The following is a 25785-nucleotide window of genomic DNA, read 5'->3' as shown; positions in this document are numbered from 1 at the left end:
CCCATGGCCGCGACGAAGAAAATGCCTTGTTTAATCGGTTGTTAATGCGCGTAAAAGATGTTTAATAAAAATAACTTGATAATGTGAACCGCCAGGTTCGAATCCTGTTGACAGCGCATCGTCACTCCCTTAATTCATACACTCTGAGAAATGAGTTTCAACGCCAGTATGAAAATCAGATGGAGGACAGACGCGTGACCGACAAAGTGACTTACCAGAGCAAGCCGTGGCTGAGCAGCTACGAAGCAGGGGTTCCGGAGTTTCTTGATTTTGAAAAGCTTTTTATTTCGGACTTCCTGGACCGTTCGGTGGGTCGATTCCCTGAAAACACCGCATTGAACTTTCAGGGGTACAAGGTCTCGTACCGGGAGCTGGACCGCATGGTGCGCTCCATGGTGGCCTGCTTTCAGGCCATGGGGGTCAAGAAAGGGGATAGCGTTGCCATCCTCCTGCCCAACATGATTCCCTGCGTGGTGGCCTATTACGCCATCATGCGCATGGGGGCCGTGGCCGTCATGAACAACCCCCTGTATACCGATCGGGAGCTGAGCCATCAGTTTAACGATTCCGGTGCCGTGCTGCTCATCACCCTGGATCTGCTCGCGGATCGCATGGTGGCCCTGCGAAGCAAGACAGGCATCAAAAAAATCATTTATACCTCCATCGGCGATTACCTCCCCTTCCCGAAAAACCTGCTTTTTCCCCTGGTGGGCAAGCGCAAAAAAATGGCCGCTTCCGTTGCCCCGGCACCTGATCTCTACAAATGGAAGGAGATGGTCGCCTCCCACGCGCCGTCCGACTTCCGCGCGGAGCTGGACTGGGACGATGTGGCCATGTACCAGTACACCGGGGGGACCACCGGTGTCTCCAAAGGGGTGATGCTCACCCACCGGAACCTGAGCTGTCAGGCCCAGCAGGCCACGGCATGGTTTCCGGGGCTGAAAGAGGGGGAAGAGAGCTTTGTGGGGGCCCTTCCGTTTTTCCATATCTTCGGCCTCACCACGGCCATGAACCTGCCGGTCTCCATGGGATGGGGCATTGTTCTGGTGCCCAAGCCCCAGGGCCCCCAGCTTTTGGAGGCGATTCAGAAGTACCGCCCCACCTTTGCGCCCCTGGTGCCCACCATGTACATCAGTATGGTCCATGACTCCGCCATTGAGAAGACCGATCTCTCCTGCCTTAAAGGCTGTTTTTCCGGCAGCGCGCCCCTGCCCGTGGAGGTGATCCGCGAGTTTGAGAAGCGGTCCGGCTCCGTGATCGCCGAAGGCTTCGGCATGACCGAATCCTCGCCGGTGACCCACGTCAACCCCTTCCACGGCGGCCCCCGGAAAGTGGGCAGCATCGGGGTGCCCATCAGCAACACCGAAGCCCGTATCGTGGACATTGCCGACGGGGTGACCGAGGTGCCCCAGGGAGAAATAGGAGAGCTCGTTGTCCGCGGGCCCCAGGTGATGAAGGGCTACCTGAACCGTCCGGATGCTACCGCCGAGACCCTGTGTGACGGCTGGCTCCACACCGGAGATATCGCCAGGATGGACGAAGACGGCTATTTCTACATTGTGGACCGCAAAAAGGACATGATCATCTCCGGGGGCTACAATGTCTACCCCAGGGACATCGACGAGGTGCTCTACGAGAACCCCAAGGTTCAGGAAGCGTGCACCATCGGCATTCCCCATGCCCATCGGGGGGAGGCTGCCAAGGCCTTTGTTGTCCTTAAAGAAGGTGAGAGCGCCACGGAAAAGGAACTCATCGACTACTGCGCGGGCAAGCTTGCCAAGTACAAGTGGCCCGTGGCCGTTGCCTTTCGATCGGACCTGCCCAAGTCCACGGTGGGAAAAATTCTGCGCAAGGACCTGAGAGACGAAGAGATGGCCAAGAAAACGGATTCTGAACGTTAACGGATGCACCTCAGGGGGGCTGCCTGTGCGGATGGGGCGTGAAACCGGTCTGTTGTGTACGGTGCCATGTCTGCGGAGGCGGTTGGCTGGCTGCGCGCCTTTGGCGGGGCGCAGTGGGCGTCCGGTGAAATGGGAGGCAAGGGGGGCGTGAAAACGCCTCCCTTTTTTGTTCTTTTAAGGCTTTCAACGCATCTGAATACAGGGTGTAAAATGACTTTTTTGTTTTGAAAATTAAGGGATTCGAGAAGGCCCGAAAACGAAAATACCTTGCAAAATAAGGCCTGATCGTATATTTCCCATACGTTTCAGATTAAACCACTACACCTTAAGGAGAATGTTATGAAGAGAGCGGTTGTTTTCCTGATTTGTCTGTTTGCCATGTCGACCATGGCCTTTGCAGGAGACGGGTCCCTGGATCGTGTCAAGAAAGAAGGCAAGCTTGTGCTCGGCCTGGATGACTCGTTCCCTCCCATGGGATACAAAATTGCCGACGGCACCATTGTCGGGTTTGACATCGACGCCGCCAACGAGGTCTGCAAGCGTCTCGGCATCGAGCTGGCTCTGCAGCCCACAGCATGGAAAGGTGTGATCAACTCCCTGTATGCAGGCAAGTTCGACTGCATCTGGAACGGCATGACCATCACCAAGGAGCGTGTCGCCCGCGTCAACTTCACCAAGCCTTACATCCTCGACGGCCAGGTTGTGGTGGTTCGTTTCACTGAAAAACGCTTTACCGATTACAAAGACCTCGGCGGCATGATCGTCGGCTGCCAGGAAGGCTCCCCTGCGGTTACCGCAGCCAAGAAGCTTCCCAACGCCCCCAAGGCCATCAACGAGTACGAAGACAACCCCAAGGCCCTGCTGGACCTCAAAGCCGGTCGTCTTGACGCCGTTGTCATCGACAACGTCACCGGCCGCGACGCCATCGCCAAGCAGGTAGGTTCCTTCAAGACCCTTCCCGGTTTTATCAGCAAAGAGCCCTTTGGCGTAGCCTTCCGTAAAGAGGACAATGCCCTTCGCGCTGCTGTCCAGAAAACCCTCGACGAAATGGTCGCCGACGGCACCATGGCCAAGATTTCCGAAAAATGGTTTGGCGAGGACATCACCGACCCCACCAAGTGGTAGTGGATACCCGACCATAGTCAGATTCCGGGGAGAGGGCGGCGATGCCGTCCTCTCCTGTTTGGTGGGAACGGCACCACCATGGGGGCTCTGTGTAGATTGATGCCGTTTTTCCACGTTACAGCCGTCCAACGAAGGCGAGACATATCCATGAAACCCACGATACGCAGAGGCTTTCTGCTTTTCATATGGCTGGTTCTGCTGGCCCTGCCGACTGCGGCCCTTGCCGCAGGCGACATCAACCCGGACAAGGTGTTCAGGGAGGCAAGCAACCTCATTGCCTCCGGTGACTACCAGACTGCCCTGGAGGTGCTGGATCGAATCCCGGCCCCGGAGGGCCCCGAGAACGCCGGGGATTTTGTCAAGAGCCGCATCCAGAAGGCTCAACTCTACCATGCCCTCGGCATGGCGGATGATGCGGAGGCATCCTGCAAGGAGGTGCTGGCCCTTTTCCCTGATCACGTGGAAGCCACCAACATGCTGGCCTCCCTTGCCAAGGCCAAAAAGCCCAAGTGGGTTCTTTTCATCGACGACATGAGGATGTTTCTGCCGTCCCTGATCCAGGGGGCGGGCATCACCCTGTTCCTTGTGCTCATCACCATGGTTATTTCGCCTTTGGGAGGGCTTCTCATCGCCCTGGGACGCATCAGCGGCGTGCCGCCCATTCGGTGGGTCTGCTGGTTTATCATCTGGTTTTTCCGGGGAACACCGCTTCTCCTCCAGCTCTTTTTCATCTACTACGGGCTGCCGTCCCTGGGGATAACGCTCTCCCCGACCACCTCGGCCATCATCGGCCTGGGGGTCAACTACTCGGCCTACCTGGCGGAGATTATCCGCGCGGGCATCGAAAGCATCGACGGCGGCCAGATGGAGGCAGCCAAGGCCATCGGCATGACCTATACCCAGGCCATGCGGCGGGTCATCGTTCCCCAGACCTACAAGCGGCTCATGCCCCCTGTGGGCAACGAATTCATCGCCCTGATCAAGGACACCGCCCTGGTCTCCACCATCGCCATGGTGGAGCTGATGCGCTCTGCAAACCAGATGTTCAATACCTATTTCAACGTGAACGTGCTGATTATTGCGGCGATGATCTACCTGCTTTTTACCACCGTGTTCACGGTGACCTTCGAGAAAATTGAAAAACGAGTCGGAGCTTATGAAAACAGATAACCAATCAAACCCGACCCCGGCGGATGCGCCCATCATCAGCCTGTCGAAGATCACCAAGCGATTTGGAAAGACAACGGCCGTGGACGCCGTGGACCTGTCCGTCATGCCCGGGGAGAAGGTGGTGATCATCGGGCCGTCGGGATCCGGTAAGTCCACCCTGCTGCGGTCGGTGAATATTCTGGAAGAGATCGACGACGGGGATATTGTCTTTGAGGGCCGCTCCGTGGGCTACGTGGAGAAGAAGGGCAAACGGGTCCTGGACACCCAGAAGAACATCTGCGCCTTACGGGCCGAGATCGGCATGGTGTTTCAGCACTTTCACCTGTTTCCCCACATGACCGTCCTTGAAAACATCATGGAAGGGCCCGTAACGGTCCAGGGTAAGAGCCGTGAAGAGGCACACATCCTGGCCGAAGATATGCTGGAAAAGGTGGGCCTGTCCGAGAAGTCCGGGGTCTACCCGGCGACCCTCTCCGGGGGGCAGAAGCAGCGAGTGGCCATTGCCCGCGCCCTGGCCATGAAGCCCAAGATCATGCTCTTTGACGAACCCACCAGCGCCCTGGACCCCGAGCTTGTGGGGGAGGTGTTCAACACCATCAAGGGTCTGGCCGATGAAGGCATGACCATGATCATCGTTACCCACCAGATGGGCTTTGCCCGTGAGATCGCCGATCGTGTGATCTTCATGGAAAAAGGACAGTTTGTCACCGAGGCGCCTCCCGATGAGTTTTTCGGGGCCTGCATGACCCACTCCCGTGTGGCGAGCTTTGTGGACTCCATTCTATAAAGCATTCGCAGAGATATTTCGTTTACTGAAAACCCCGTCGCTTTTTTTAAAGCGGCGGGGTTTTTTTGTGGCAGCCGGAGAAGCCCGGAAAAAACAGGCAGGGCGTTTTTCAGAAGGGGTTCCGGGTCTGATTCCGGATAGTTGATGACGGATTGCGAAGTTCACAGATGACAGGGTTTGTGCAATAATGACTCATCGGGTTGAAATGAAGAGAAGGTGCCTTACTTTTTATCAAGCGGTGATCGATACCGGGGCAGGGCACCCCTTAAGGAAAGCCCGACTCCCGTCAATCCATTTTACGGTCCCGCTGAATCGTTGCATCATTTCCTTACGCAGACAACCGATGCTTATTCGTGAAAGGAGCCTGACCATGGAAAACGATGAGCCTATTACTCCTGAAGTCGTATCCGAGAACGAGGATGACCAGACCTCCAGCCTTGCCATTCCTCACCAGATCATGCCCGACAACCTGGTGGTCCTGCCGGTGACCGGACGGCCCTTCCTGCCGTTTCAGGCCCAGCCCCTTATCATCAATCAGGAGAAGTGGCAGCCCACCATTGAAAAAGCCATCAACGACAGCAACGGGCTGGTGGGGCTTGTCCTGGTAAGGCCCGATGCCGGAGAGGTCTTGGGCCCCGACAGTTTTTTTCGCATGGGGTGCGTGGCGCAGATTCACAACGTCATGGCCGACGGAGAAAAGCTCCAGGTGGTGGCCCAGGGCGTCCGGCGATTTGCCATTGAAGACTTCTTATCCAAAGAGGCCCCGTTCCATGTCCGGGTGACGTACCCCGTGGAGATCAAGGGGGACACGGAAAAGCTCAGGGCCTACTCGGTTGCGGTGATCAAGGGCATCCGGGAGATCATTCCTCTGAACCCCCTGTACGGGGAGGAGGTCAAGAACTTCGTCACCCGGTTCAGCCCCAACGATGCTTCTCCCCTGGCCGATTTCGGGGCGTCCATCACCACGGCGCCGGGAAAGGAGATCCAGGATATCCTGGAGACCACGTCCCTCATGGACCGCATGAAAAAGGTGTTGGTCCTTTTGAAAAAAGAGCATGAGGCGTTAAAGCTCCAGAGCGAGATCAGCCAGGAGGTGAACAAGAGCCTCAACGAGAATCAGCGCAAATTTTTCCTGCGGGAGCAGCTGAAGGTGATTCAGGAGGAGCTGGGCATCGCCAAGGACGATCGCACGGCCGACATCGACCAGTTCCGCGAGCGCCTGGAAAAGCTGGACCCGCCGGAGCATGTGCTGGAGCGGGTGGAGAGCGAAATCGACAAGATGCAGGTCCTTGAAAAAGGGTCGCCGGAGTATGCGGTATGCCGCAACTACCTTGACTGGATCACCTCCGTGCCCTGGGGGGTCTCTTCCGAAGACAAGCTGGACATCAAGGCCGCGCGGAAAATCCTCGACCGCGATCACTCCGGGCTTGGCGATGTCAAGGATCGCATCATCGAGTTTCTGGCCGTGGGCGTCTACAAAAAGCAGGTTTCGGGCTCCATTATGCTTCTGGTGGGTCCCCCGGGGGTGGGCAAGACCTCCATCGGCAAGTCCATTGCAGAGGCCCTGGGACGGAAATTTTACCGCTTCAGCGTCGGTGGCATGCGCGACGAGGCCGAGATCAAGGGCCACCGGCGGACCTACATCGGCGCCCTGCCGGGCAAATTCGTGCATGCGCTCAAGGAGACCGGTGTCTCCAACCCGGTGATCATGCTCGATGAGATAGACAAGGTGGGCGCCTCTTACCAGGGGGACCCGGCCTCGGCCCTTCTGGAGGCCCTGGACCCGGAGCAGAACAGCGAGTTCCTCGACCACTACTTCGACCTGAGGCTGGATCTGTCCAAGGTGCTGTTCATCTGCACGGCCAACCAACTGGACACCATTCCCCAGCCCCTTTTGGACCGCATGGACATGACAAGGCTCTCGGGTTACATCACCGCCGAAAAGGTGGAGATCGCCCGCAAGCACCTTTGGCCGCGCCTCATGGAACGAAGCGGGATTCCAAAGAAACAACTGAAAATTACCGATGCGGCCATTCGAAACATTGCCGACGGATACGCCCGGGAGGCAGGGGTCAGGAACCTGGAAAAGCAGATGAACCGTATTGTCCGCAAGGCAGTTGTGGGATTCCTGTCAAACGGGGACAAGCCGATATCCGTGGGGGTCAAGGACATCCCTGAGTATCTGGGGCCCCCCATTTTCAGGAAAGAGCGTCCCATGGATGGGGTGGGTATCGTCACGGGCCTTGCCTGGACAACCATGGGAGGGGCCACCTTGTCGGTGGAGGCCACCAAGATCCACGATCTCGCCAAGGGGTTCAAACAGACCGGACAGCTTGGGGATGTCATGAGGGAGTCGGCGGAACTCGCCTACAGCTTTGTCTCCTCCCATATCGAGAATTTTGGTGTGGACAAGGCCTATTTTGATACGGCCTTTGTGCATCTCCACGTGCCGGAAGGGGCCACGCCCAAGGATGGCCCCAGCGCCGGTGTCACCATGACCACCGCACTGATCTCCCTTGCCACGGGGCGCAAGATCGACCGCCCCCTGGCCATGACAGGGGAGATCACCCTTACGGGAAAAGTCCTTCCCGTGGGAGGCATCCGCGAAAAGGTCATTGCCGCGCGTCGTATAGGGATCCGGGAGCTGGTCCTGCCTGACGACAACCGGCGGGACGTGGACGAGCTGCCCGATTACATCTGCTCTGGCATGACCTTTCACTTTGCCAAGGCTTACCGGGATGTCTTCAAGGTGGTGTTCGGCCGGGCAACATAAGTATGGTGTGCCCTGGGGCCCGGGGTGAGGCGCTTTTCCCCGGGTCCCGGTGGCATGGCTTTCCTTAACCACGAGAATGGAGGGGCGACCGGTGAATGAGGCGGTGACGCAATTTGCTTCTGCAGAGAGGCTGGGGCCTTTGGAGATCAGGTCCCAGAGCGAGCTTTTCACCAGTTTTGAGATGCGTGAATTGTCCGAAGCCCTTCCCGTGGTCTTTTTGGTTCTCAACCGCTGCCGGCAGATCGTCTGTGCCAACCAACGGTTTGTCGAGGTCGTGGGGCTTACGGAGCCGGAACAGGTGTACGGAAAGCGGCCCGGGGAGGCCCTGGGCTGTGTCAACGCCCTCTCTTCGGGCGCTGGCTGCGGCACCACCGAGTTTTGCAGTGTCTGCGGTGCCGTCAAATCGATCCTGGCGTCCCAGAACGAACAGCCGTCGGTGATGGAGTGCGTCATCACGGCCCAGGGGGGCGAGGTGCTGGAGCTGCGGGTCCGGACCTCACCCATCTGGCGGGACGGGGAGCTGTTTACCGTTTTTTCTGCCGTGGACATCTCCGACGAGAACCGGAGGAAAAGCCTGGAACGCACCTTTTTCCATGATATCTCCAACACGGCGGCGGCCATCTCCGGCACGGCCGAGTTGCTCATGGAGAACTCCGGCCCCGGAGGGGAGACCGAGGAGATGGAGACGGTGTTTTACGCCTCCCAGTGGCTCCTGGATGAGATCCGTTCCCACAAAAAACTCCTGGAGGCCGAAGCCGGAGAGCTTCAGCCCCAGCTCATGCCAGTCTCCGCCCTGGAGACCCTCAGCCAGTGCCTGGGCCTCTACACCCGCAACAAGTCCACCCACTCCCGCAATCTGGTTCTCTCTCCCCAGGCACGGGATGCCGTGGTTGAGACCGACCCGGTCCTTCTGCGGCGCATCCTCATCAACATGTTCAAGAACGCCCTGGAAGCGACCCCTGAAGGGGGACGGGTGGATGCCGGCTGCTCCCCATGGGGCGACGCCGTTCATTTTTCCGTGTCCAACCCCGGCTATATTCCCCGTGAGGTGCAGCTCGGGATTTTTCAGCGCTCCTTTTCCACCAAGGGCAGCGGCCGCGGGGTGGGGACCTACTCCATGAAACTCTTTGCCGAGCGATACCTCGGGGGCACCGTCAGTTTTACCTCTTCGCCGGATTCCGGCACCACCTTTTCCCTTTTTCTCCCCTGTCGCGACGCGTCGTGACGAATGCCTTGATTCCTCAGGCGCATGGTGTATGATCCCCTTAGTCTTGGTGTCCATGGATGGATGGCTGGACCGGTGTGGTTTGTCCGGGTAGTGATCGTTTTGTGATGAAGTATTTCTCTCTGATTTTTAATGGGTTATTCTCAATATAAATCGCACGGTAAAGGAGCGGAGATGTCTCAGAAGAAGCGAATCGTGATCACCGGAGGAGGCTCCGGGCTGGGAAGGGCGCTGGCCCTTGTCTATGCGCGAAAAGGATGGCGGGTCTGCATCGCGGATATGGATCCGCGAACCCTGGAGGAGACGGGGCGACTGATTGACGAAAGGGGCGGCGAAGCATTGACCCGGCAGTGCGATGTCACCGAGGAAGGGGCTTTCAAAGAGCTGGCTCAAACGGTTGAGGAGTGCTGGGGCGGCCTGGATGTCCTCGTCAACAATGCCGGTGTGGGAGCCGCCGGGACCTTGGATGCCATCCCCGAAGACCGGTGGGAGTGGATCATGGATGTGAACCTGAAGGCGGTGATTCGGGGATGCCGTCGTTTTACTCCCCTCATGGAGGCCCAGGGAAGCGGGCACATCGTCAATGTTGCCTCCAGCGCCGGTATTGTCTCCTTTCCCGAAATGAGCAGTTACAACGTCACCAAGGCCGGTGTGATTTCCCTGTCCGAGACCCTCTATTCGGAGCTTGCGTCCAAGGGCATCGGGGTGACCGTGGCCGCTCCCACCTTCTTCAAGACGAATCTCATGGAGAGGTTTCACTCCACGGACGACCAGCAGCGCAAGGTGGCCGAGGGCTTTTTTGCCAAGACCCGGTATACCGCAGAGGATGTGGCCCGGGATATCGAAAAGGCCGTGCGGAGAAAAAGGCTTTATGTTATCCCCCAATGGGACGGAAAGGTCATGTGGTGGATGAAACGGCTCAGTCCCGAGCTTTTCCACCGGGGCATGGCTGTGTTTACGAAAAAACGGGGCTTTGAGCGGATGTTCTGCTGAAGCCCGGACGAGCCGAGGGGCCCGGGGCCGTGTTGTCGGCCTTGGGTTCCCGGAACCTTTGACTCGAAGGTGGGTATGGATCTGATCAGTTCCCGGTTGCTCTTTCGCCCCATGGAGGAGCGGGACCGGCGGTTTATGCGGCGTTTTCTGAGCGATGGGGAGCTGACACGCTGGCTTCCCGTGGATTACCCCTGTCCCATGGAACAGGTTCACCTCCATGTGGATCGGCGGCTCGAGCACTGGGACCAGCACGGTTTCGGGACCTTTGTGCTGGAGGAGAGGGACGGGGAGGGGCCCGTGGGATACTGCGGCCTCGAGCATGTGACGGAGACCCCCTTCATCGACCTGCGCTACGGCCTGGTCCAGTCGGCCCAGGGGCGAGGGCTTGCCTTTGAGGCGGCAATGCGGGTTGTGACCTACGGCTTTCAGGGGTTGCAGCTGCCCCGGATCTTCGGGGCGGCCATGCCGGAGAACAAGGCCTCGGTGGCCGTACTCACCAAGGTGGGCATGCTCCCGGATAAGCGCTTTGACTGCTACGGATCCAATCTGTTCACCGCCTCCGTGGATCGGGTTGCCTTTGACCTGAAGGTGCGGCCGGTGACCCGCACGGGCATCTGCGGCACCCATGGGTGACGATCCCTGCACATAAACGCATAAAAAAACCGCTTCGATGATATCGAAGCGGTTTTTTTTGTCCTATGTCCCTGGGGATCAGCCGCGGCGGGCCGCTTCGGCCATCTCCCGCTGCTCTTCGGCAAGATGCTTGAGCAGGGTGCCCAAAGACCAGGTTTCGCTGGTCTCCGTGAGGGTGGCCCACAGGGGTCGCGGAAATGCATGCTCCCGCCAGCTTTTCATCAGCTGCTGAAGCTGGTTGCCTGTGATGCCGGCCATGATCACGGCCACTCCGCCCAGGTCTTCCCGATTGTTCGGGTGGTCTTCAAAAAGGGATCCAACAGACGTCTTCAGGTCCTTTCGTCCTGCAAAGGAAACGGGGACATCGCTCCACCCAAGGGTGCGTACAAGGGCCACAAGGGCGTCAGCCGCTTTGGTATCAAGGCCGCAGACCAGCAGGCCCTTGGGACCGTAAATCGGGGTGTCGTCGATATCCATGGGTCGCATGGTGCCGTCTGTCATGGGGTTCTCCTTTCGAGGGTCAGTTAAAATAGGCGACGATTTTCTTTGACAGGGCCCCGGCGAGGCTGCGGGTGGCCTTGACGCCGGCCTCCTGGTAGGTGAGGTGGCCTTCACGCTTGTTCTCGTTGAAGTTTCCCACCATGGTGCCTGTCACGGGATCGATGATGGCCACATCCGCCGTCGCCCGCATGAATTTGAAGTTGGGGTTGTTAAGCTCCACCCGGGACAGGGACAGGGCGATGCGCAGGGTGACATCCCCGCTGCGCCCGTTGGCTGATACCAGGTACCCGGCCTCTGTGAGCTTCCTGGCCAGTTTGGAGGTGAGGTCCTGACCGCTGGGGGCATTGACCTCCAGGTTGATCCGGAAGTCTGTCTTGACCTCCTGGAGTTGGGAGACAAGGGCTTCAAACTCTTTGTGCCCGGCCCCGTGAGCCGGCCGGTTGATGACCCGGAGGCGGCTCACCAGGGCTTCCCGCTCGATGAACAGGTCCATGGCCTCGTTGAGGTGTTTCAGCTGCATCAACTTTCCGGGGCTTGCTGCTGCGGCTTTTTCTTCCACGGTGATGCGGGCGTTGAGCCGGTTGATGTCCCGCTGCCATTTTTCTGCGGCACGGGCCCTGTCCAGGCCCGCCACGGCCACATATTCCCGTCCCTCTTTGGTGACGGGGCCTACCTCCACACCTTCCAGCTCAACCGACGAAGCCACACGGATTTTGGACTGCACGTTTTTGTACAGGGTGTCCCCCGTGCCGGAGTCGGTGACAGACCGGGTCACAGAGGAGATGTCGCTTTCAATGCGGGATTCAAAGATGTTGGAGAGTTCTGCCTTGGCCCGCCTTACGGCTTCGGGGCGGGACTGGCCGTAGCCTGTGGCCATGAGGTGGGTTGCCTCGGAGACCTGGGGCGCATGAGCGGTGGCGGGGGCGGTCTCCACCGGTTTTGTCTCGGGCCGGGGCGCAGGGGCCGGTGCGGACGTTGCGGTCTGGGCCGGGGGACGTCCGTCGAGTTCGTCGAAGGCTTGCCGGGCCCGTTCGCGTTGGGCGTCGGTGCTGCTGCCGCTGCGGGCCTTGGTGGGCGAGGAGGCCACGCAACCGGAAAGGGCCAGAGAGGCGGCGAGTATCAGGGGTATCAGTTGTTTCATGGGGTCATGTATCTCCCTTGCCCGGATATTTCATGAGAAAACGACCAGGCCAAAATAAGTAAGATGTCATTGCAGCTGGTTAGTGAGACGCATTTAAATATGTTCATAATGCACCATGTAATTCAGCGCTTTCGGCTCGTGAAATCTCCGGGCATGGTCAGCGGCATCATGGCTCCCCCGGAGCCCCGGCGTCAGGGGCCCGGGCGGAGCGCCGGTTAGTGCATGGTGTGGTTGAAGACGAAAACGGTTTCTCCTGCCTTGACGTTGATGGTCTCAAGGTAGGTGTCGACCACGGAGCAGTTGCCGGCAAAGGCCTTGTATTCGCCGGGCTCCACAAACCGGCTGGTCAGGAAGATCTGACCGGGCAGCGTGCGCCAGGAGCGGGTGTCGGCCTTTTCCGTTGCGCTGGCAGCCACCTGGCCGGCGAGCTGGGCCAGCATACCGGCAAACTCGCCCTGCTCTTTTTCGATCTCTTTGGCCGCGGCATGGACGGCCACCTGTTTGGCCACGGCGCGGGCAATGGTTTTGGTCCAGATGCGGGTTTTCCTGTCGTCCAGGTTCTTGACGGCGATGGCGGTGATGTCTTCGGCCACGGTGGCCGGCGACGTCAGGGTGTTGCCCTTGTCGTCCTTCAGGGTCAGGCTGCTGTCCGTGCAGCCCTTGGGAAAGGTGACATACCGGGGAAAGGCAATGGAGATGGGGCCCGTGGGGGCCATGTGGGTGATCTTGTCCTCCACCTTCTTCGGGGCCTTTCCGTTGAGTTGGACATAGATGACACGCCCCTTTTTCCGGGCAGTCCGGTAGGAGGGGGTGGTGCCGGTGAAGCCCTTTGTCAGCTTTTTGGCCTCACTGAGCCGGTCTGCGGGAACCGCCACGCGAAGCAGGTCTGCGTACAGGGAGGGCGGAGTGGGGGTGCCGTAGGCTGTGTTGTAGTCTTTGTAGGCCCTGAGGGCCTCGTAGTAGTAGATGTAGGCTTCACTGTATTCGCCGTCCATCTCGCTCAGGATACCGCTGATGTAGCGGCCCAGGGCGTCCTCCTTGTAGACGTTTTTCTTTTCGTACTGGTCGTTGTACTCCGTCAAAAGGGTGTTGAGTTTTCGGCACTCCACAAGGGCGCTTTCGTAGTTGCCGTCCCGGATGTAGGTGAAAGCGGCCATCAAGTTGATGAGGGCCCGCTCAAAATCTTCACCGGGGTAGTCGATGACCAGGTCGTTGACCAGGTAGGAGGCGGCCCCTGCGCTGAGGCTTTTGGTCCAGAGGGCCTGGGCCATCTCATCGGCCTCACTGAACTCAGCGGCGGCATTTTTCAGGTCGCCGCACTCATAGTAGATCATGGCGCAGTCGAGGTGATAGAGCAGCTGAGCGTGGCTGCCGTAGTCGGATTGCCTGGTTTTGATCATCTCTTTGGAGGCGACGCAGTCACCTGCCTTGAGAAGGCTGTCAAGGTTGGCGTAGTCGAATTTCGGGGCACAGCCGGTTGTGGCGATGAGCAGCGCCACAAGGAGAACAAGTCGTTTCATGGGGGTCACACCTTCCTCATGAGAGCATTACACGGAGCGTCTGAACGGGCAGCCGGTACGGCCGTAGACCGACCAGGCGAAGGGCCGCCCGATCTCCACTGGAGGGTCGGGCGGCGTGTCGTCAATGGAATGTCGGAGCAGCAGGCAGATCAGAACTTGAAACGGCTCTGCTTGATCACTTTTTTGATCTGCTTTTCCCCGATCCACACTTTTTTGTTCTTCTCCAGGTCGATAAGGGTCATGTCCACCTGGTAGAAACGAACCGATTTTCCCCCGTCCTTGTTGACGATGCTGTTGAGCTCCCCCTTGAGCATGAAATCCGCCCCGATCTCCTGACCGGCCGATTTGGCGGTCTCTTCCGAGGCATGGGAGGCCTGGTCCAGGCGCTCGTCGCGAATTTCATCGCGCTCGCCGCGGCTCGCGACGAACTCCACCTGACCGGAGTTGAGCAGGGCCCGCTCCAGGTTGCGGACAAAGGTCTTGACGTTGATGTGTTCGTGGCTTTTGTTTTTTACCGAACCGATGATAACCACCGGGTTCTCGCCGTTGTTCTCTTTGTAGAACTTATTGAGCCAGGGCCGGGAGAGTACGTCGTCGATCATCTCATCGGCAACAAGTCGGGAGTCGGTGTCGTTCCATTTGTCCCCCACATCCGTGACGCTGTCGGTCTCGACCCGCTGGGTGGACATGGTCTGGCATGCCGTCGTAAGGGCAAGCAGGGCAAAGGCAACAAGAAGGGCGCTCTTTTTCATAATGTTTAAGGTTCCTTGAGTTTGGGTCTGGATGTTGGGGCGCGGAAAATGAGGGAGACGACACCAAACCCATGGCTTGTTCTGAGGGGCAGGAGGCAAGGTGCCTGCCGTTGCGGTGTTCACGGGTCTCTCCTTTTTCTGTGCCGGACTGACGGCTTCGTAAAAAATCATTCGATCAGGTCGCCTGAACTCCGGTTGCGCAGGGTGTGGCGGTCTCGAATCTCGGGGCACGCCGGTGTCCTGACCGGGGTACGATTTTTTACGGTTGCATGAAAACAAGTCGCCGGGGACGTCCCGGGACGCATGGTGCAGGCCGTGGGGAAGACGACGACGTGTGTCGGATAACCATCGGTTTTCACTCTGTACCGAGGGGGACTTCCCGTTGCAATCTTGCGGTTTCCCCGCCTGCAAACTTAGAAATTATAGGAAGCGGGATCAAGTGATGTCAACATGAAAAATGGTTTCCCGGAAAGTCGTCCGTGTGACGTGAATGTTGTGTGAATTTCGAGTGATATAGATCACACGGCGTTTCATCGCGTGGGGGGATTTCCCCTGTGGAACAGCTTGGTCGATATATGCTTTGAAAGCGACAGGATGGAGGGGGAAGAGTGACCCTTTGCTCGGTGTGTTGAGCAAAGGGGAGGCGAATTGTCCGATTGTAAAATTTTCGGAGACGTCTATAATGGGCGGCGTTTCGCACCAGGCCTTAAGGGGGTTGCCCGTTGTTGCGTGGGGTCGGCGGCCCGGGGCCACGCCTGGAACGGGAGGCGTGCAAAGGGACCGTGAAGACAAATGTTTAGCTATTGGTTCAGGTGTTCCTTACGTGGTGTTTATGTTATGAATATGAAATTCTTTCTTGTTTTGAGGGCATTTCCGAATTGGCTACGAAGAAATCAAAAGTTGAGTTTTATAGTTACTTGACATCAGAAGTCAATTTGCGTATTGAAAGTATCACGTGTCTGATAGGTGTGCTTGAGGCTGAACGGTGTACGCGAATGGCGGGCCCGGCGTCGCTCGTTGCGATTCAGGACACGATCCGTGCATTTTCTCTCTCTCTACGTTTTTCCCTTTGACGACACCTGGTTGTGATGGCTGGAAGGGGTGCTTCCTCCCATCATCATTATGATCATCCATACCTGCGAGGAGTGTGACAATCCCATGGATAAAATGAGAACACGATCTTGCGTACCGTCGCTTTTCATTCTCGCCGTGCTGGCCCTGTTTACCGTGGCGTCGTCTGCCGGGGCCCAGGAGGCGGCAACCAAGCAGAGGCCCGCGGTCTCCTTTCCCCATGAGATGCATTTCGATGTGGCCGATGACTGCCTCTCCTGCCATCACGATTATCAGGACGGGGAGAATGTCCTCGATGAGGACCTGCTCATGGAGACGGAGCCCGACGAGACCATGGAACTCGACAGCATCAACCGGGAAGAACTCAGCGCTGTCTCTTGCATCGCCTGCCACAATGACGATGCGAAAACTGGGCCCATGGACGCCTATCACAACCAGTGCATCTCCTGCCATGAGGCGGAAAAAGCCGGCCCGGTCATGTGCGGTGAGTGCCATGTGAGGCCGAAAACGCTTGAATAACGGACGATGCCGACGGCAAGGGTCACTCGTTGGCCTGTGGATTATGCCAGATGACAGCCCCATCCCAAGGTGGGGTTGAGACAACTTATAATTGGGAGGGAACCGTGGTTAAAGCCAAGAGAAAACCGTTGGAAGAGATCGCAGATGCCATATCCCCGTACGGCAAGGTGTTGACCGTGGGGTGCGGCGGTTGCGTATCGGTGTGTCTGGCCGGAGGGCAGCGGGAAGTTTACGAACTCAATGCCGAGCTTGAGCTGACGCTCAAGGAGAGCGGCACCTCCAAACAGTTGGGCAACTACACGGTGGAACGTCAGTGCAACATGGATCTGATGCAGGAACTCGACGACATTGCCGACGGCTACGACTGCATACTCTCCATGGCCTGCGGGGCCGGGGTGCAGCTCATGGCCGAGCGCTACCCGGACAAGCCGGTGTTCCCGGCGGTCAACACCATGTTCATCGGGGTGGACCGGAGCCTGGGCATGTACGAAGAGAAGTGCCGGGCCTGCGGTGAGTGCGTGCTGGCCTACACCGGCGGTATCTGCCCGGTGACCCGATGCGCCAAGGGGCTGTTCAACGGGCCCTGCGGGGGCACCAACAACGGCATGTGCGAGGTGAGCCAGGAGATTCCCTGTGCATGGCTGGACATCTATGAGCGGCTCAAGGCCCAGGACCGTCTGGACGATATCCTGAAGCTCCAGCAGGTGATGCAGTGGCAGAACCAGATGCAGCGCACCGTGGTCCAGCCCAAATACGAGAAACGCTATTACAAGTGATGCCTTGTTGCACGGGGCCTTTACCCGATGCGTGTCATCGGCTCCGGGCACCGGTGAAAAGGGCGTCCCTTTTCACGCAGACGTCAACCCATTGAAAAGGAAAGTGGGGCTCTCATGTATGATTTTATAAGGGGTCCGATGGTCTGGATTTCCATTGCGATCTTCTTCGCTGGCATCATCTGGCAGGTGGTTCGGTTTCTCTCCCTCTCCCGCTCGGTCGAGGACCCGAAGCTGAAGCGTCCGGCCGGCCTGGCGGCCGAGGTGCCGCCTGCCGGGGCAGGGGGATTTCTCCATGCCCTGAAGCTCTCCATTTTTAAGACGAGCCCGGGAATGATCATCGTCACCACGGTGTTTCACTTCTGTCTTGTGGCTGTGCCGTTGACCCTTCTGGGGCACAACATCCTCATTGAGCGGGCCATCGGGTTCTCCCTGTTCTCCCTCAGCGAGAGAACCTCGGATATTCTCACTGTGGTCTTCCTGCTCTGCGGCGTCTTTTTTCTCTACCGCAGGCTCTTTCTGCCCCGGGTGCGGATCATCACCAGCGGGTACGATTACCTGATGCTGCTTCTGGCCACGGCGCCCTTCATTACGGGGTTTCTCGCCTACCACCAGGTACTCGATTACAAGCTGATGATCGTTTTGCATATCCTGGCCGGTGAGGCCATGCTGATCCTGGCGCCCTTTACGAAATTTGTCCACATGGTCTACTTCTTTGCGGTGCGCTTCACCGTCAGGAGTGAGTGGGCACTGGGCAGCGGCAACAGAAACTGGTAGCCCCCACAGGGCTCCCTTCCATACGGAGAGTCGACATGTTCAAAAAAAACACAGCCGGGGTCGATACCGACCTGATCAAGAAACGGCTCGACAGCAGAAAGGCGAAGATGAAGCTTTCCCTGGCCGCTTGTGCCCATTGCACCCTCTGCGCCGAGAGCTGCTTTCTCTTCAACGCCAGGGACAAGGATCCCACCTACATGCCCTCCTACAAGTTCATCAACTCCATCGGGGTGCTGTACAAGAAAAAGGGGATGGTGGACCGGGCTACCCTGCAGGATATCCGCGATGTGGTGTGGGAACGGTGTGTGCTCTGCACGCGCTGCTACTGTCCCTTCGGCATCGACATCCCGGAAATGCTCGCCTTTGCCCGCACCATCTGTCGCGAGCAGGGCGTCTTTCCAGATTTTGAGAAAGAGCAGAAACACGCGGGTTAACAGACACGTCGATATGGCTTGATCTATTCTTGTGCGAGGCCATGGAAACGTAACACACAGCGAAGGAATGTGCCGATATGAAATCAGGAAGCAATCTTGAAAAAATTCTCGCAGCAGGACACTTTGCATTCACCGGCGAGCTGGGTCCCCCACGCGGTTCCAATGTCGAGCATGTCAAGGAGAAAGCCCAGCACCTGGTCGGCCATGTGGATTCTGTGAACATCACCGACAACCAGACCGCCATGGTGCGTATGTCCAGCTGGGCCGCCGCGCTGCTGGTCAACGAGATGGGTCTGGAACCCAACTACCAGATGGTCTGCCGCGACCGTAACCGCCTGGCCATCCAGGCCGATGTCTTAGGGGCGTCGGCCATGGGAATCCGCAACATGCTCTGCCTCACCGGCGACCACCAGATGTTCGGGGACCACCCCAACGCCAAGGGGGTCTTTGATATCGATTCCATCCAGCTCATCAACACGGTGAAGACCATGCGCGATGAAGGCACCTTCCTCTCCGGCGAGGAGATCGACGTGCCCCCGAAGATGTTCATCGGCGCCGCGGCCAACCCCTTTGCCGACCCCTTTGAGTGGCGGGTCCACCGCCTGGCCAAGAAGGTGGAGGCCGGGGTCGACTTTGTCCAGACCCAGTGTGTCTACAACATGGACAAGATGCGGGAGTGGGTGAAGCAGGCCGTGGACATGGGCCTCACCGAAAAGGTACACATCCTGGCCGGTATTACGCCCATGAAGAGCGTGGGTATGGCCAAATACATGAAGAACAAGGTGCCCGGCATTGAGGTCCCCGACGAGCTCATCAAGCGGCTCCAGGATGCGGGCAAGGGCAAGGTGGCCGAAGAGGGCATCAAGATTGCCTGCGAACAGATCGAGGAGTTCAAGGAGATGAAGGGCGTGGATGGCGTGCACCTCATGGCCATCGAGTGGGAACACAGGGTGCCGGAGATTGCCGAACGCGCCGGTGTGCTTCCCAGGCCTGTCGTCGAGTAGCGGGTGTGTGCATGATGTGAGTGTCCAGACAACCACCGGAATAAATGATAAGGCCGCGATGCAATAGGAAGACCGTTGTACGCGGCCTTTTTTTTGATGGAGCCGACTCACTGTGTATCCGGACAAACGAGATGGAACCATACGGGCCATTGAGGAGAAGAAGCGAAACCTCATGCTGGTTTCGCAGGATCTTCGGGTGATCGCCACCAACTTCAGGCCGGGCCTCCGCCGCATGGGTCGCCAGTGCCTGGGCCGCACCTGCCATGAGCTTCTCTACCGGCGGGACCTGCCCTGCAGTCCCTGCCTTGCCGTGGAGGTGTTCCGAACGGGCATGCGCGCGGTCCGGAAGGTGGATGCGGTGGACGGCAAGGCGGTCCATGAGGCCTGCCACTATGCCTATCCCCTCTACAGCGGGGATGAGGTGGCCTATGTGGTGCTGCTGGACTACGACGTCTCCTCCTTTGAGGAGATGGAAGAGGACCTCATGCGTTCCAACGCGTTTTTGAAGAACCTCATCAACAGCGCCGTGGACGGGGTCATCGCCGCCGACATGCAGGGACACATCGTGATCTTCAACGATGCGGCCTCGGACATCTGCGGGTTTCCCGTTTCCGAAGCCCTGGACGGCATGAACATCCGAAAGGTCTACCCGCCGGGTGTGGCCGAGGAGATCATGAAGAAGATGCGCGGCACGGAATACGGCGGGCCGGGCATGGTCAAGGCCCTTCCGGTGGACGGAATGAACAAGGACGGGGCGCGCGTGCCCATCAACCTTGACGCGGCCATTGTCTACGAAGAGGGCAGGGAGGTGGCCACCATCGGGTTTTTCCGGGACATGCGCGAGGTGTTGCGCATGGAGGCCGAGCTGAAAGGGACCCAGCTCCAGCTCCTCCAGGCCGAAAAGATGGCCTCCCTGGGGAAGCTGGCCGCAGGGGTCGCCCACCAGATCAACAACCCCTTGGGGGGGATCCTGCTCTTTGCCCGGCTTCTCCTGGAAGAGTACGATCTTCCCGAGGAAGCCCGGCAGGATGTGAACCGGATCCTGCGCGACGCAGGCCGGTGTCGGGACACCGTGCGGGAACTCCTCGAATTTGCCCGGCAGACCCGGCGGGAGATGTCCCCCCTGGACATCAACCGGGCCATCAGGCGGACCCTCTACCTCCTGGAGAGCCAGACCATCTTCCAGAACATCGAGATCGTTTCGGAGCTGGACCCCTCCCTTCCCCAGGTGCTGGCCGACGGCCAGCAGATGAATCACCTGTTCATGAACATCATCTTGAATGCCGCCGATGCCATGGACAACGAAGGCACCCTCACGGTGAAAAGCGGCGTGGCCGAAAACGGCCGCGTGTTCGCCGAGGTGTCCGACACGGGTTCCGGCATTCCCGGGGAGCTTCTCGAACGGATTTTTGAGCCTTTTTTCACCACCAAGGCGGCCGGTGAGGGCACGGGCCTGGGGTTGAGCCTGGCATACGGGATTGTGGAGAGCCATGGGGGAAGCATTACCGCGTCCAACAACGAAGGGAACGGGGCAACCTTCCATGTGGAGATTCCCTGCAGCCCGCCACAAGGGGAGCCATGAAGCCCATGGATGAGGATGTCGTCAAGGTCTTGATCATCGACGATGAGGAGGACATCCGGGAAGGGTGTCGGCGTTCGCTTGCCAAGGTGGGGTGCGAGGTGTACACGGCGGCGGACGGTGGTAAGGGCCTTGAGATCCTGGGCGCAGAGGCCCCCAGGGTGGTCTTCCTGGATCTGAAGATGCCGGGCATGGACGGCATGGAGGTGCTGGCCGTGATCCGGGAGACGGCTCCGGTCTGCCTGGTGATCATCATGACCGGGTTTGCCACGGTGGAGTCTGCCATCATGGCCATGAAGAGCGGGGCCTACGATTTTATCGCCAAGCCCTTCGAGCCCGAGCAGCTGCGCCTGGTGGCCGGTCGCGCCCTGGCCCATATCCGGGTGGTGCGGCGGGCCGAAGAGCTCAAACGGGAGCGGGAACGCACCCTGGCGGACCTGGGGACGGAGCAGAGCCGGGTGGCGGCGATTCTGGAATCCCTGCCCAACGGCGTGGTGGTGACCAATGCCTTCGGCATGGTGGTGCTGATGAATTCGGTGTTCCAGCGTCTTTTTGCCGGTGGGGCACCCTTGAGGTCCCCGGATCACATCTCACGCTATATCGAGGAGGCCGAGTTCTGCCTCTGGATCAACAGCATCTCCACCGGGGTGTTCATGACCGACGGCAAGATTCCCTCGTGCGAGCTCCAGGTGGCGGACAAAGGCTTTTTTCTTGCCCGGGGCCAGCATGTGCTCTCGGCCGAGGGAGAGTGCCTGGGGGCCGTGGTGACCCTCACAGACATCACCGACCTCAAGACCTTCGACCAGATGAAGTCCGAGTTTGTCTCCAAGGTCTCCCATGAACTGCGCTCTCCCCTGACGGCCATCTGTGAGCAGCTCAGCATGGTGGACGAGGAGGCAGGGGCGGCCCTGGGGGAGGAGAACCGGGGCATGGTGCGCAGGGCCCGGGACAAGGCCGGGGCGTTGATCTCCCTCATCGGCGATCTCCTGGACCTTCAGCGCATCGAAGGGGGGGCTGAGTTTACCCACCCCCGTGAGGTGGAACCCGCGGGTCTTCTCACCTCCATGGTGGACTTTTTAAGGGCCCGTGCCCAGGCGCAGGGGGTTTCCCTGACCCTTGCCCTCCCCGAAGAAGAGTTGCCCGTGCTTTTCGCTGACCCCACGGCCCTTGAGAGCATCTACGGCAACCTTATCACCAACGCCATCAAGTACACGGGCAGCGGGGGCCATGTGACGGTGTCCGTGTCCGTGCCGGAGGGAGGCGGGCTTTGCGTGGCCGTCACCGACGACGGCTTCGGCATCGAAGAAAAGCACCTGGAAAAGATTTTTGACAAGTTTTACCGCATCAAAGATGATAAAAGGCGGTTTATCGTAGGGACGGGGCTCGGGCTTTCCATTGTCCGCCAGCTGGTGGACGGACTTGCCGGGGCCGTGGAGGTGACGAGCCGGCCGGGAGTGGGCAGCACCTTTACCGTCACGCTTCCAGACAAATACCAGGTTGCTGCAGAGGATGCATGAACCCTAAAAACCCCTTTAGAAACGAAAACGTTGAGGGCTATATCACTGAGTTGGGGCGGGCCGCCACCCGCATGGAGCGACTCATGCGAGAGCTTCCCACCACAGACCCCTCAGTGCTCGGGGAGTTGCACAGCCTCTCCATGGAAATTGAGCGGATGGTGGTGGAGGAACCCGGCAGGGAACGCCGATCCATGTTTGTGGATCAGGTCAGACGAAAAGCGATGTATCAGAGGCAGCGTTACATGAAAATGGCCCATGCGGGCTCTCTCCGGAATCCCTGAGACGTCCGTCTCACAGCCAGCGCTTTCCGAAATGCGGGATGGACTTTTCAGGGCAAGTCGGGTATATCCATTTTTTGCCGCCTGTAAAAAAAACGACAGGCGGCAGGTGAACAAAGTTCTGTGTGTTTATGTAGGTATTTTTGTGTATTTTGTGACCATTGGTCGTTTCGGAGGGAATTATGATTAAGGAAAGAGTCGAAGACGGAATTGTCATTATCACCCTGTCCCATGGTGCCACCAACTCCATTACCCTTGACACCCTGCGCCAGATGGATGCCATCGTCAAAAAGGTCAACGAAGATGACGCCTTGAAGGGCATTGTCCTGACCGGGGATGGCCGCTTTTTCTCCAGCGGGTTCCACCTCCCCGATTTTATCGGGTTTCAGTCCCACGAAGAGGCCGTGGCCTGGTTCGAGGAGGAGGAGGAGCTCCTTACCAACTTTTTTACCTGCGAAAAACCCGTGGTCTCCGCCATCAACGGCCACTGCGCCGCCGCCGGCCTCATCTGGTCCTTTGCCGCCGACTACCGCCTGGTCAAGAACCATCCTAAGATTCGCATGGGCATGAGCGAGATCAAGATCGGCCTGCCCCTGTCCATTGCCCAGTACCACGTGGTCCGCTTTGGTCTCAACGACGACCGCACCTACCGCAACGTCATGTTCTTCGGTGAGATGGTGGGCGTGGAGAAGGCTCTTGAGATCGGCATGGTGGACGAGATCGTGGAAGAGGATCAGCTGGTGGAACGCGCCAAGCAGATCGTTACCTCCTGGATCGACACCCCCAACCGGCCCTTCCTGGTCATGAAGAAGATGATGCGTCAGGACACCGCCGACAGCATCCGCAGCCGCCTGGCCAGCGAGCCCTGGCGAGCCGGTTTCGACATCTTCACCAAGCCGGAAGTGCGCGGCACCCTTGAATTCGTTCAGTCCATGATGGACGGCAAGAACTGATTCCTGGGGACGGCGGGGAAAACATGGGCACCCCTTGCAGGCGCCGTGATTTTTTCCGCTGCCCTCTGCCACACGGATTGGAATAGACAAGATTGACTCAAGGCGAGGGCTTCGAAGCCCTCGCCATGCCGGGCAACGGGTCGTTGTCACCTGCCTTTGGCATGGCGCCATGGCCTTCACAGGGGCTGGCCGCCCATTGCCTGACCGACCGTTTTTTCCCGGGCCCGACATCAAGGTGCGAGATGCGTGAGGTTGAACCCGGAAAGGCGTTTGTGTTGCGTGACCACGCAAGGCTCATAGCGCGTAAGTATGTGTCGGCTGTGCTCACGGTGACCGTCATCGTGATGCTCAGCACCATGATGGGGTTTGGGGAGGGCTTTGCCACCAATTTCATCATCGGGCAGTGCGTGGGGACCTGTGCCTTCGCCTTTACCTTCACCGCCCTGGTGTGCCTCCGGTGGAAGGGCCCCCTGGCCCAGATGACCGGGGCTGCCCTTGCCATGGCGGCCGGTGCCTGCACCGGCATCATCCTGGGGGCGTTTTTTTCGGGAAAGGATCTGTTTTTCTACCTCCCGGAGAGGAGCGAACTCATCGTCCAGGTGGTGATTTTAACCGTCATGGGCGGCTCCCTGTTCCGGTTTATCCTCAACTCCCAGGAAAAGATCAGGCAGGCCGGGGAGCGGATCCAGCGGGAGAAGATCAAGCGCCTCACCATCGAGAAAAAGGTGGTGGAGACCAACCTGCGCATGCTCCAGGCCCAGATCGAACCCCACTTTCTCTTCAACACCCTCTCCAATATATTGAGCCTTCTGGACACCGATGTGGACCGTGGCAAGGTGATGATCAGCGATCTTATTGCCTACCTGCGCATCTCCCTGTGCACGAGCCGGGAGGAGATGGCCACCATCGGCCAGGAGATGGAGATGATCCGGGCGTACCTGGACATCTTCAAGATCAGGATGGGGGAACGGCTCTCCTACGAGATTGACGTCCCCGATTCCCTGAGGTGCATCCCCTTTCCCCCCATGCTGATTCAGCCCCTGGTGGAAAACGCCGTCCGGCACGGTCTGGAGCCACGCATTGAAGGGGGGGATATCCGTGTCACCGCCTCGCATCGCCCGGGGGCCCTGCGCATCGACGTGGCCGATTCCGGCCTGGGGTTCCACGAAGGCAGCCACTGGGGAGTGGGTCTTACCAATATCAAGGAACGGCTCGACACCCTCTACGACGGCAAGGCCAGCCTTCGCCTGGGGGGGAACAGGCCCAACGGATTTCTGGCCACCATTGAGGTGCCCCATGGGACAGGTTAAAGCCATCATCGCAGACGACGAGGAGCAGCTCGTCATCTATCTGGAGTCCATGCTTTCCCGGATCTGGCCGGAGCTGAAGATCTGCGGCAGGGCCGGAAACGGCCGGGACGCCCTTGCGCTCATCGAAGCCCACGCCCCGGATATTGCCTTTCTCGACATCAAGATGCCCGGCCTCACCGGCATGGAGGTGGCGGCGCGGTGCGGTGGCTCCACCCGGGTGGTGTTCATCACGGCCTTTAATCAGTATGCGGTGGATGCCTTTGAAAGCGGGGCCATGGATTACCTTCTAAAGCCCGTCACCAATGCCCGCCTGGAAAAAACCGTCACCCGCCTGAAAAAACGGGTGGCCAAGACGCCGCCCCCTGCCGAACTCACGGCGGCCATCGAAGAGGTGATCCGGGCCGTGGGCCGGTCGGCCCCCGCACCCTGCCTGAAGTGGATCAAGGCCCAGCACCGGGACAGCATCCGCCTGATTTATGTCAATGACGTGATCTACTTCAAGTCCAGCGCCAAATACACCTCCGTGCTCACCGCCGAAGGGGAGTCCCTTATCAAAAAGCCCATCAAGGAGTTGAGCGAGGAGCTGGATCCCGAGACCTTCTGGCGCATTCATCGCGGCACCATCATCAATGCCGGGTGCATCGACAAGATCAGTCACTCCCTCACCGGCCGCCTTGCCGTCAAGCTGAAGGGCTCTTCAGAAATCCTCACCGTCAGTCGCAGCTATTCCCACTTATTCAAGCAGATGTAGCAGGGCCTCTCCTGATTCGGCACTGCTTTAAAGGGGTGCCGCGCAATGGATCCGGGCCCTTTTTCTTTCCTCATGACAATGCGCCGAAGTTGGTTTGTTTTTCCAAATGAATAACGGTGAATGTAAATTCATTGTGGTCGCGTAATAAACATCGTTTGTCATAATATACAGTCGGCCGTCAGAGTATACGACCATTCGTCGCTTTCCATTTCCCAGCCCCTTCTCTCCCTCCGTAGGATCCAAAAACCGTGTGAACTGTTTTTACTCGCCTATCATGATTGTCAACAAAATATACACG

23 protein-coding genes are annotated in these 25785 nt (G+C 58.7%); 19 read left to right on the top strand and 4 right to left on the bottom strand.

Annotated elements, in window-relative coordinates; all coding sequences use genetic code 11:
• Nucleotides 1-194: 194 nt before the first annotated feature.
• The 8 genes from ACOYW0_RS00720 (at nucleotide 195) to ACOYW0_RS00685 (ending at nucleotide 10607) form a co-directional block, all read left to right on the top strand.
• Nucleotides 195-1901: a long-chain-fatty-acid--CoA ligase gene (locus ACOYW0_RS00720; protein ID WP_482416687.1), complete on the top strand. Its 1707-nt coding sequence runs from the start codon at nucleotides 195-197 to the stop codon at nucleotides 1899-1901.
• A gap of 339 nt (nucleotides 1902-2240) precedes the next feature.
• On the top strand, nucleotides 2241-3026 hold the full coding sequence (locus tag ACOYW0_RS00715) for an amino acid ABC transporter substrate-binding protein (protein WP_482416686.1): 786 nt from the start codon (nucleotides 2241-2243) through the stop codon (nucleotides 3024-3026).
• A gap of 147 nt (nucleotides 3027-3173) precedes the next feature.
• Nucleotides 3174-4196 carry an ABC transporter permease subunit gene (locus ACOYW0_RS00710; RefSeq protein WP_482416685.1) on the top strand — a complete coding sequence of 341 codons (1023 nt, stop codon included), beginning with the start codon at nucleotides 3174-3176 and terminating at the stop codon, nucleotides 4194-4196.
• Entirely contained in the window at nucleotides 4183-4983 is an 801-nt protein-coding gene (locus ACOYW0_RS00705; protein ID WP_482416684.1) for an amino acid ABC transporter ATP-binding protein, read from the top strand. The genes ACOYW0_RS00710 and ACOYW0_RS00705 overlap by 14 nt, the downstream gene beginning before the upstream one ends.
• A gap of 370 nt (nucleotides 4984-5353) precedes the next feature.
• Complete coding sequence (gene lon, locus ACOYW0_RS00700) at nucleotides 5354-7756, top strand: endopeptidase La (protein WP_482416683.1); 2403 nt, start codon at nucleotides 5354-5356, stop codon at nucleotides 7754-7756.
• 103 nt (nucleotides 7757-7859) lie between these two features.
• The gene (locus ACOYW0_RS00695) at nucleotides 7860-8981 is read left to right on the top strand and encodes a sensor histidine kinase (protein WP_482416682.1); all 1122 of its coding nucleotides are present in this window, start codon (nucleotides 7860-7862) and stop codon (nucleotides 8979-8981) included.
• 174 nt (nucleotides 8982-9155) lie between these two features.
• Nucleotides 9156-9974 (top strand): SDR family oxidoreductase, encoded by an 819-nt coding sequence (locus tag ACOYW0_RS00690; protein WP_482416681.1) that lies wholly within the window; start codon nucleotides 9156-9158, stop codon nucleotides 9972-9974.
• A 75-nt stretch (nucleotides 9975-10049) separates the two neighbouring features.
• Complete coding sequence (locus tag ACOYW0_RS00685) at nucleotides 10050-10607, top strand: GNAT family N-acetyltransferase (protein WP_482416680.1); 558 nt, start codon at nucleotides 10050-10052, stop codon at nucleotides 10605-10607.
• Between the two features lie 78 nt (nucleotides 10608-10685).
• On the opposite strand, the gene ACOYW0_RS00680 is transcribed toward ACOYW0_RS00685, so the two are convergent.
• The 4 genes from ACOYW0_RS00680 to ACOYW0_RS00665 all read right to left on the bottom strand — a co-directional run bounded on the left by ACOYW0_RS00680 (nucleotide 10686) and on the right by ACOYW0_RS00665 (nucleotide 14521).
• Nucleotides 10686-11108, bottom strand: a complete 423-nt coding sequence (locus tag ACOYW0_RS00680; protein ID WP_482416679.1) for a DUF3783 domain-containing protein — start codon at nucleotides 11106-11108, stop codon at nucleotides 10686-10688.
• Between the two features lie 19 nt (nucleotides 11109-11127).
• Complete coding sequence (locus ACOYW0_RS00675; RefSeq protein WP_482416678.1) at nucleotides 11128-12249, bottom strand: hypothetical protein; 1122 nt, start codon at nucleotides 12247-12249, stop codon at nucleotides 11128-11130.
• A 215-nt stretch (nucleotides 12250-12464) separates the two neighbouring features.
• Nucleotides 12465-13769, bottom strand: a complete 1305-nt coding sequence (locus ACOYW0_RS00670; RefSeq protein WP_482416677.1) for a COG3014 family protein — start codon at nucleotides 13767-13769, stop codon at nucleotides 12465-12467.
• 149 nt (nucleotides 13770-13918) lie between these two features.
• Nucleotides 13919-14521 (bottom strand): penicillin-binding protein activator LpoB, encoded by a 603-nt coding sequence (locus tag ACOYW0_RS00665; RefSeq protein WP_482416676.1) that lies wholly within the window; start codon nucleotides 14519-14521, stop codon nucleotides 13919-13921.
• Between the two features lie 1167 nt (nucleotides 14522-15688).
• On the opposite strand from ACOYW0_RS00665, the gene ACOYW0_RS00660 reads away from it, so the two are divergent.
• The 11 genes from ACOYW0_RS00660 to ACOYW0_RS00610 all read left to right on the top strand — a co-directional run bounded on the left by ACOYW0_RS00660 (nucleotide 15689) and on the right by ACOYW0_RS00610 (nucleotide 25487).
• Nucleotides 15689-16111 (top strand): cytochrome c3 family protein, encoded by a 423-nt coding sequence (locus tag ACOYW0_RS00660; RefSeq protein ID WP_482416675.1) that lies wholly within the window; start codon nucleotides 15689-15691, stop codon nucleotides 16109-16111.
• Nucleotides 16112-16215: 104 nt separating this feature from the next.
• Nucleotides 16216-16887, top strand: coding sequence for a methylenetetrahydrofolate reductase C-terminal domain-containing protein (locus tag ACOYW0_RS00655; protein WP_180141029.1), 672 nt, complete (start codon nucleotides 16216-16218; stop codon nucleotides 16885-16887).
• 138 nt (nucleotides 16888-17025) lie between these two features.
• A complete protein-coding gene (locus tag ACOYW0_RS00650) occupies nucleotides 17026-17661 on the top strand; it encodes a hypothetical protein (RefSeq protein WP_482416674.1) in 636 nt (211 codons plus the stop codon).
• A gap of 35 nt (nucleotides 17662-17696) precedes the next feature.
• Nucleotides 17697-18095, top strand: coding sequence for a 4Fe-4S dicluster domain-containing protein (locus ACOYW0_RS00645; protein ID WP_482416673.1), 399 nt, complete (start codon nucleotides 17697-17699; stop codon nucleotides 18093-18095).
• A 77-nt stretch (nucleotides 18096-18172) separates the two neighbouring features.
• The gene (locus tag ACOYW0_RS00640; RefSeq protein WP_482416672.1) at nucleotides 18173-19099 is read left to right on the top strand and encodes a methylenetetrahydrofolate reductase; all 927 of its coding nucleotides are present in this window, start codon (nucleotides 18173-18175) and stop codon (nucleotides 19097-19099) included.
• A 172-nt stretch (nucleotides 19100-19271) separates the two neighbouring features.
• A complete protein-coding gene (locus ACOYW0_RS00635; protein ID WP_482416671.1) occupies nucleotides 19272-20681 on the top strand; it encodes a two-component system sensor histidine kinase NtrB in 1410 nt (469 codons plus the stop codon).
• Nucleotides 20678-22195, top strand: a complete 1518-nt coding sequence (locus ACOYW0_RS00630) for a sensor histidine kinase (protein ID WP_482416670.1) — start codon at nucleotides 20678-20680, stop codon at nucleotides 22193-22195. The genes ACOYW0_RS00635 and ACOYW0_RS00630 overlap by 4 nt, the downstream gene beginning before the upstream one ends.
• Complete coding sequence (locus ACOYW0_RS00625) at nucleotides 22192-22476, top strand: hypothetical protein (RefSeq protein ID WP_482416669.1); 285 nt, start codon at nucleotides 22192-22194, stop codon at nucleotides 22474-22476. Before ACOYW0_RS00630 ends, ACOYW0_RS00625 begins: the two co-directional genes overlap by 4 nt.
• Before the next feature lie 179 nt (nucleotides 22477-22655).
• Nucleotides 22656-23426 (top strand): enoyl-CoA hydratase/isomerase family protein, encoded by a 771-nt coding sequence (locus ACOYW0_RS00620; RefSeq protein ID WP_180141041.1) that lies wholly within the window; start codon nucleotides 22656-22658, stop codon nucleotides 23424-23426.
• A 242-nt stretch (nucleotides 23427-23668) separates the two neighbouring features.
• Nucleotides 23669-24736 (top strand): sensor histidine kinase, encoded by a 1068-nt coding sequence (locus ACOYW0_RS00615; protein WP_482416668.1) that lies wholly within the window; start codon nucleotides 23669-23671, stop codon nucleotides 24734-24736.
• The gene (locus tag ACOYW0_RS00610) at nucleotides 24723-25487 is read left to right on the top strand and encodes a LytR/AlgR family response regulator transcription factor (protein WP_482416667.1); all 765 of its coding nucleotides are present in this window, start codon (nucleotides 24723-24725) and stop codon (nucleotides 25485-25487) included. Before ACOYW0_RS00615 ends, ACOYW0_RS00610 begins: the two co-directional genes overlap by 14 nt.
• The last annotated feature ends 298 nt before the right edge of the window (nucleotides 25488-25785 follow it).

Source organism: Desulfoluna sp. HI9BLuna (genome assembly GCF_056829775.1).
This window is presented reverse-complemented; position numbering and strand designations above follow the sequence as displayed.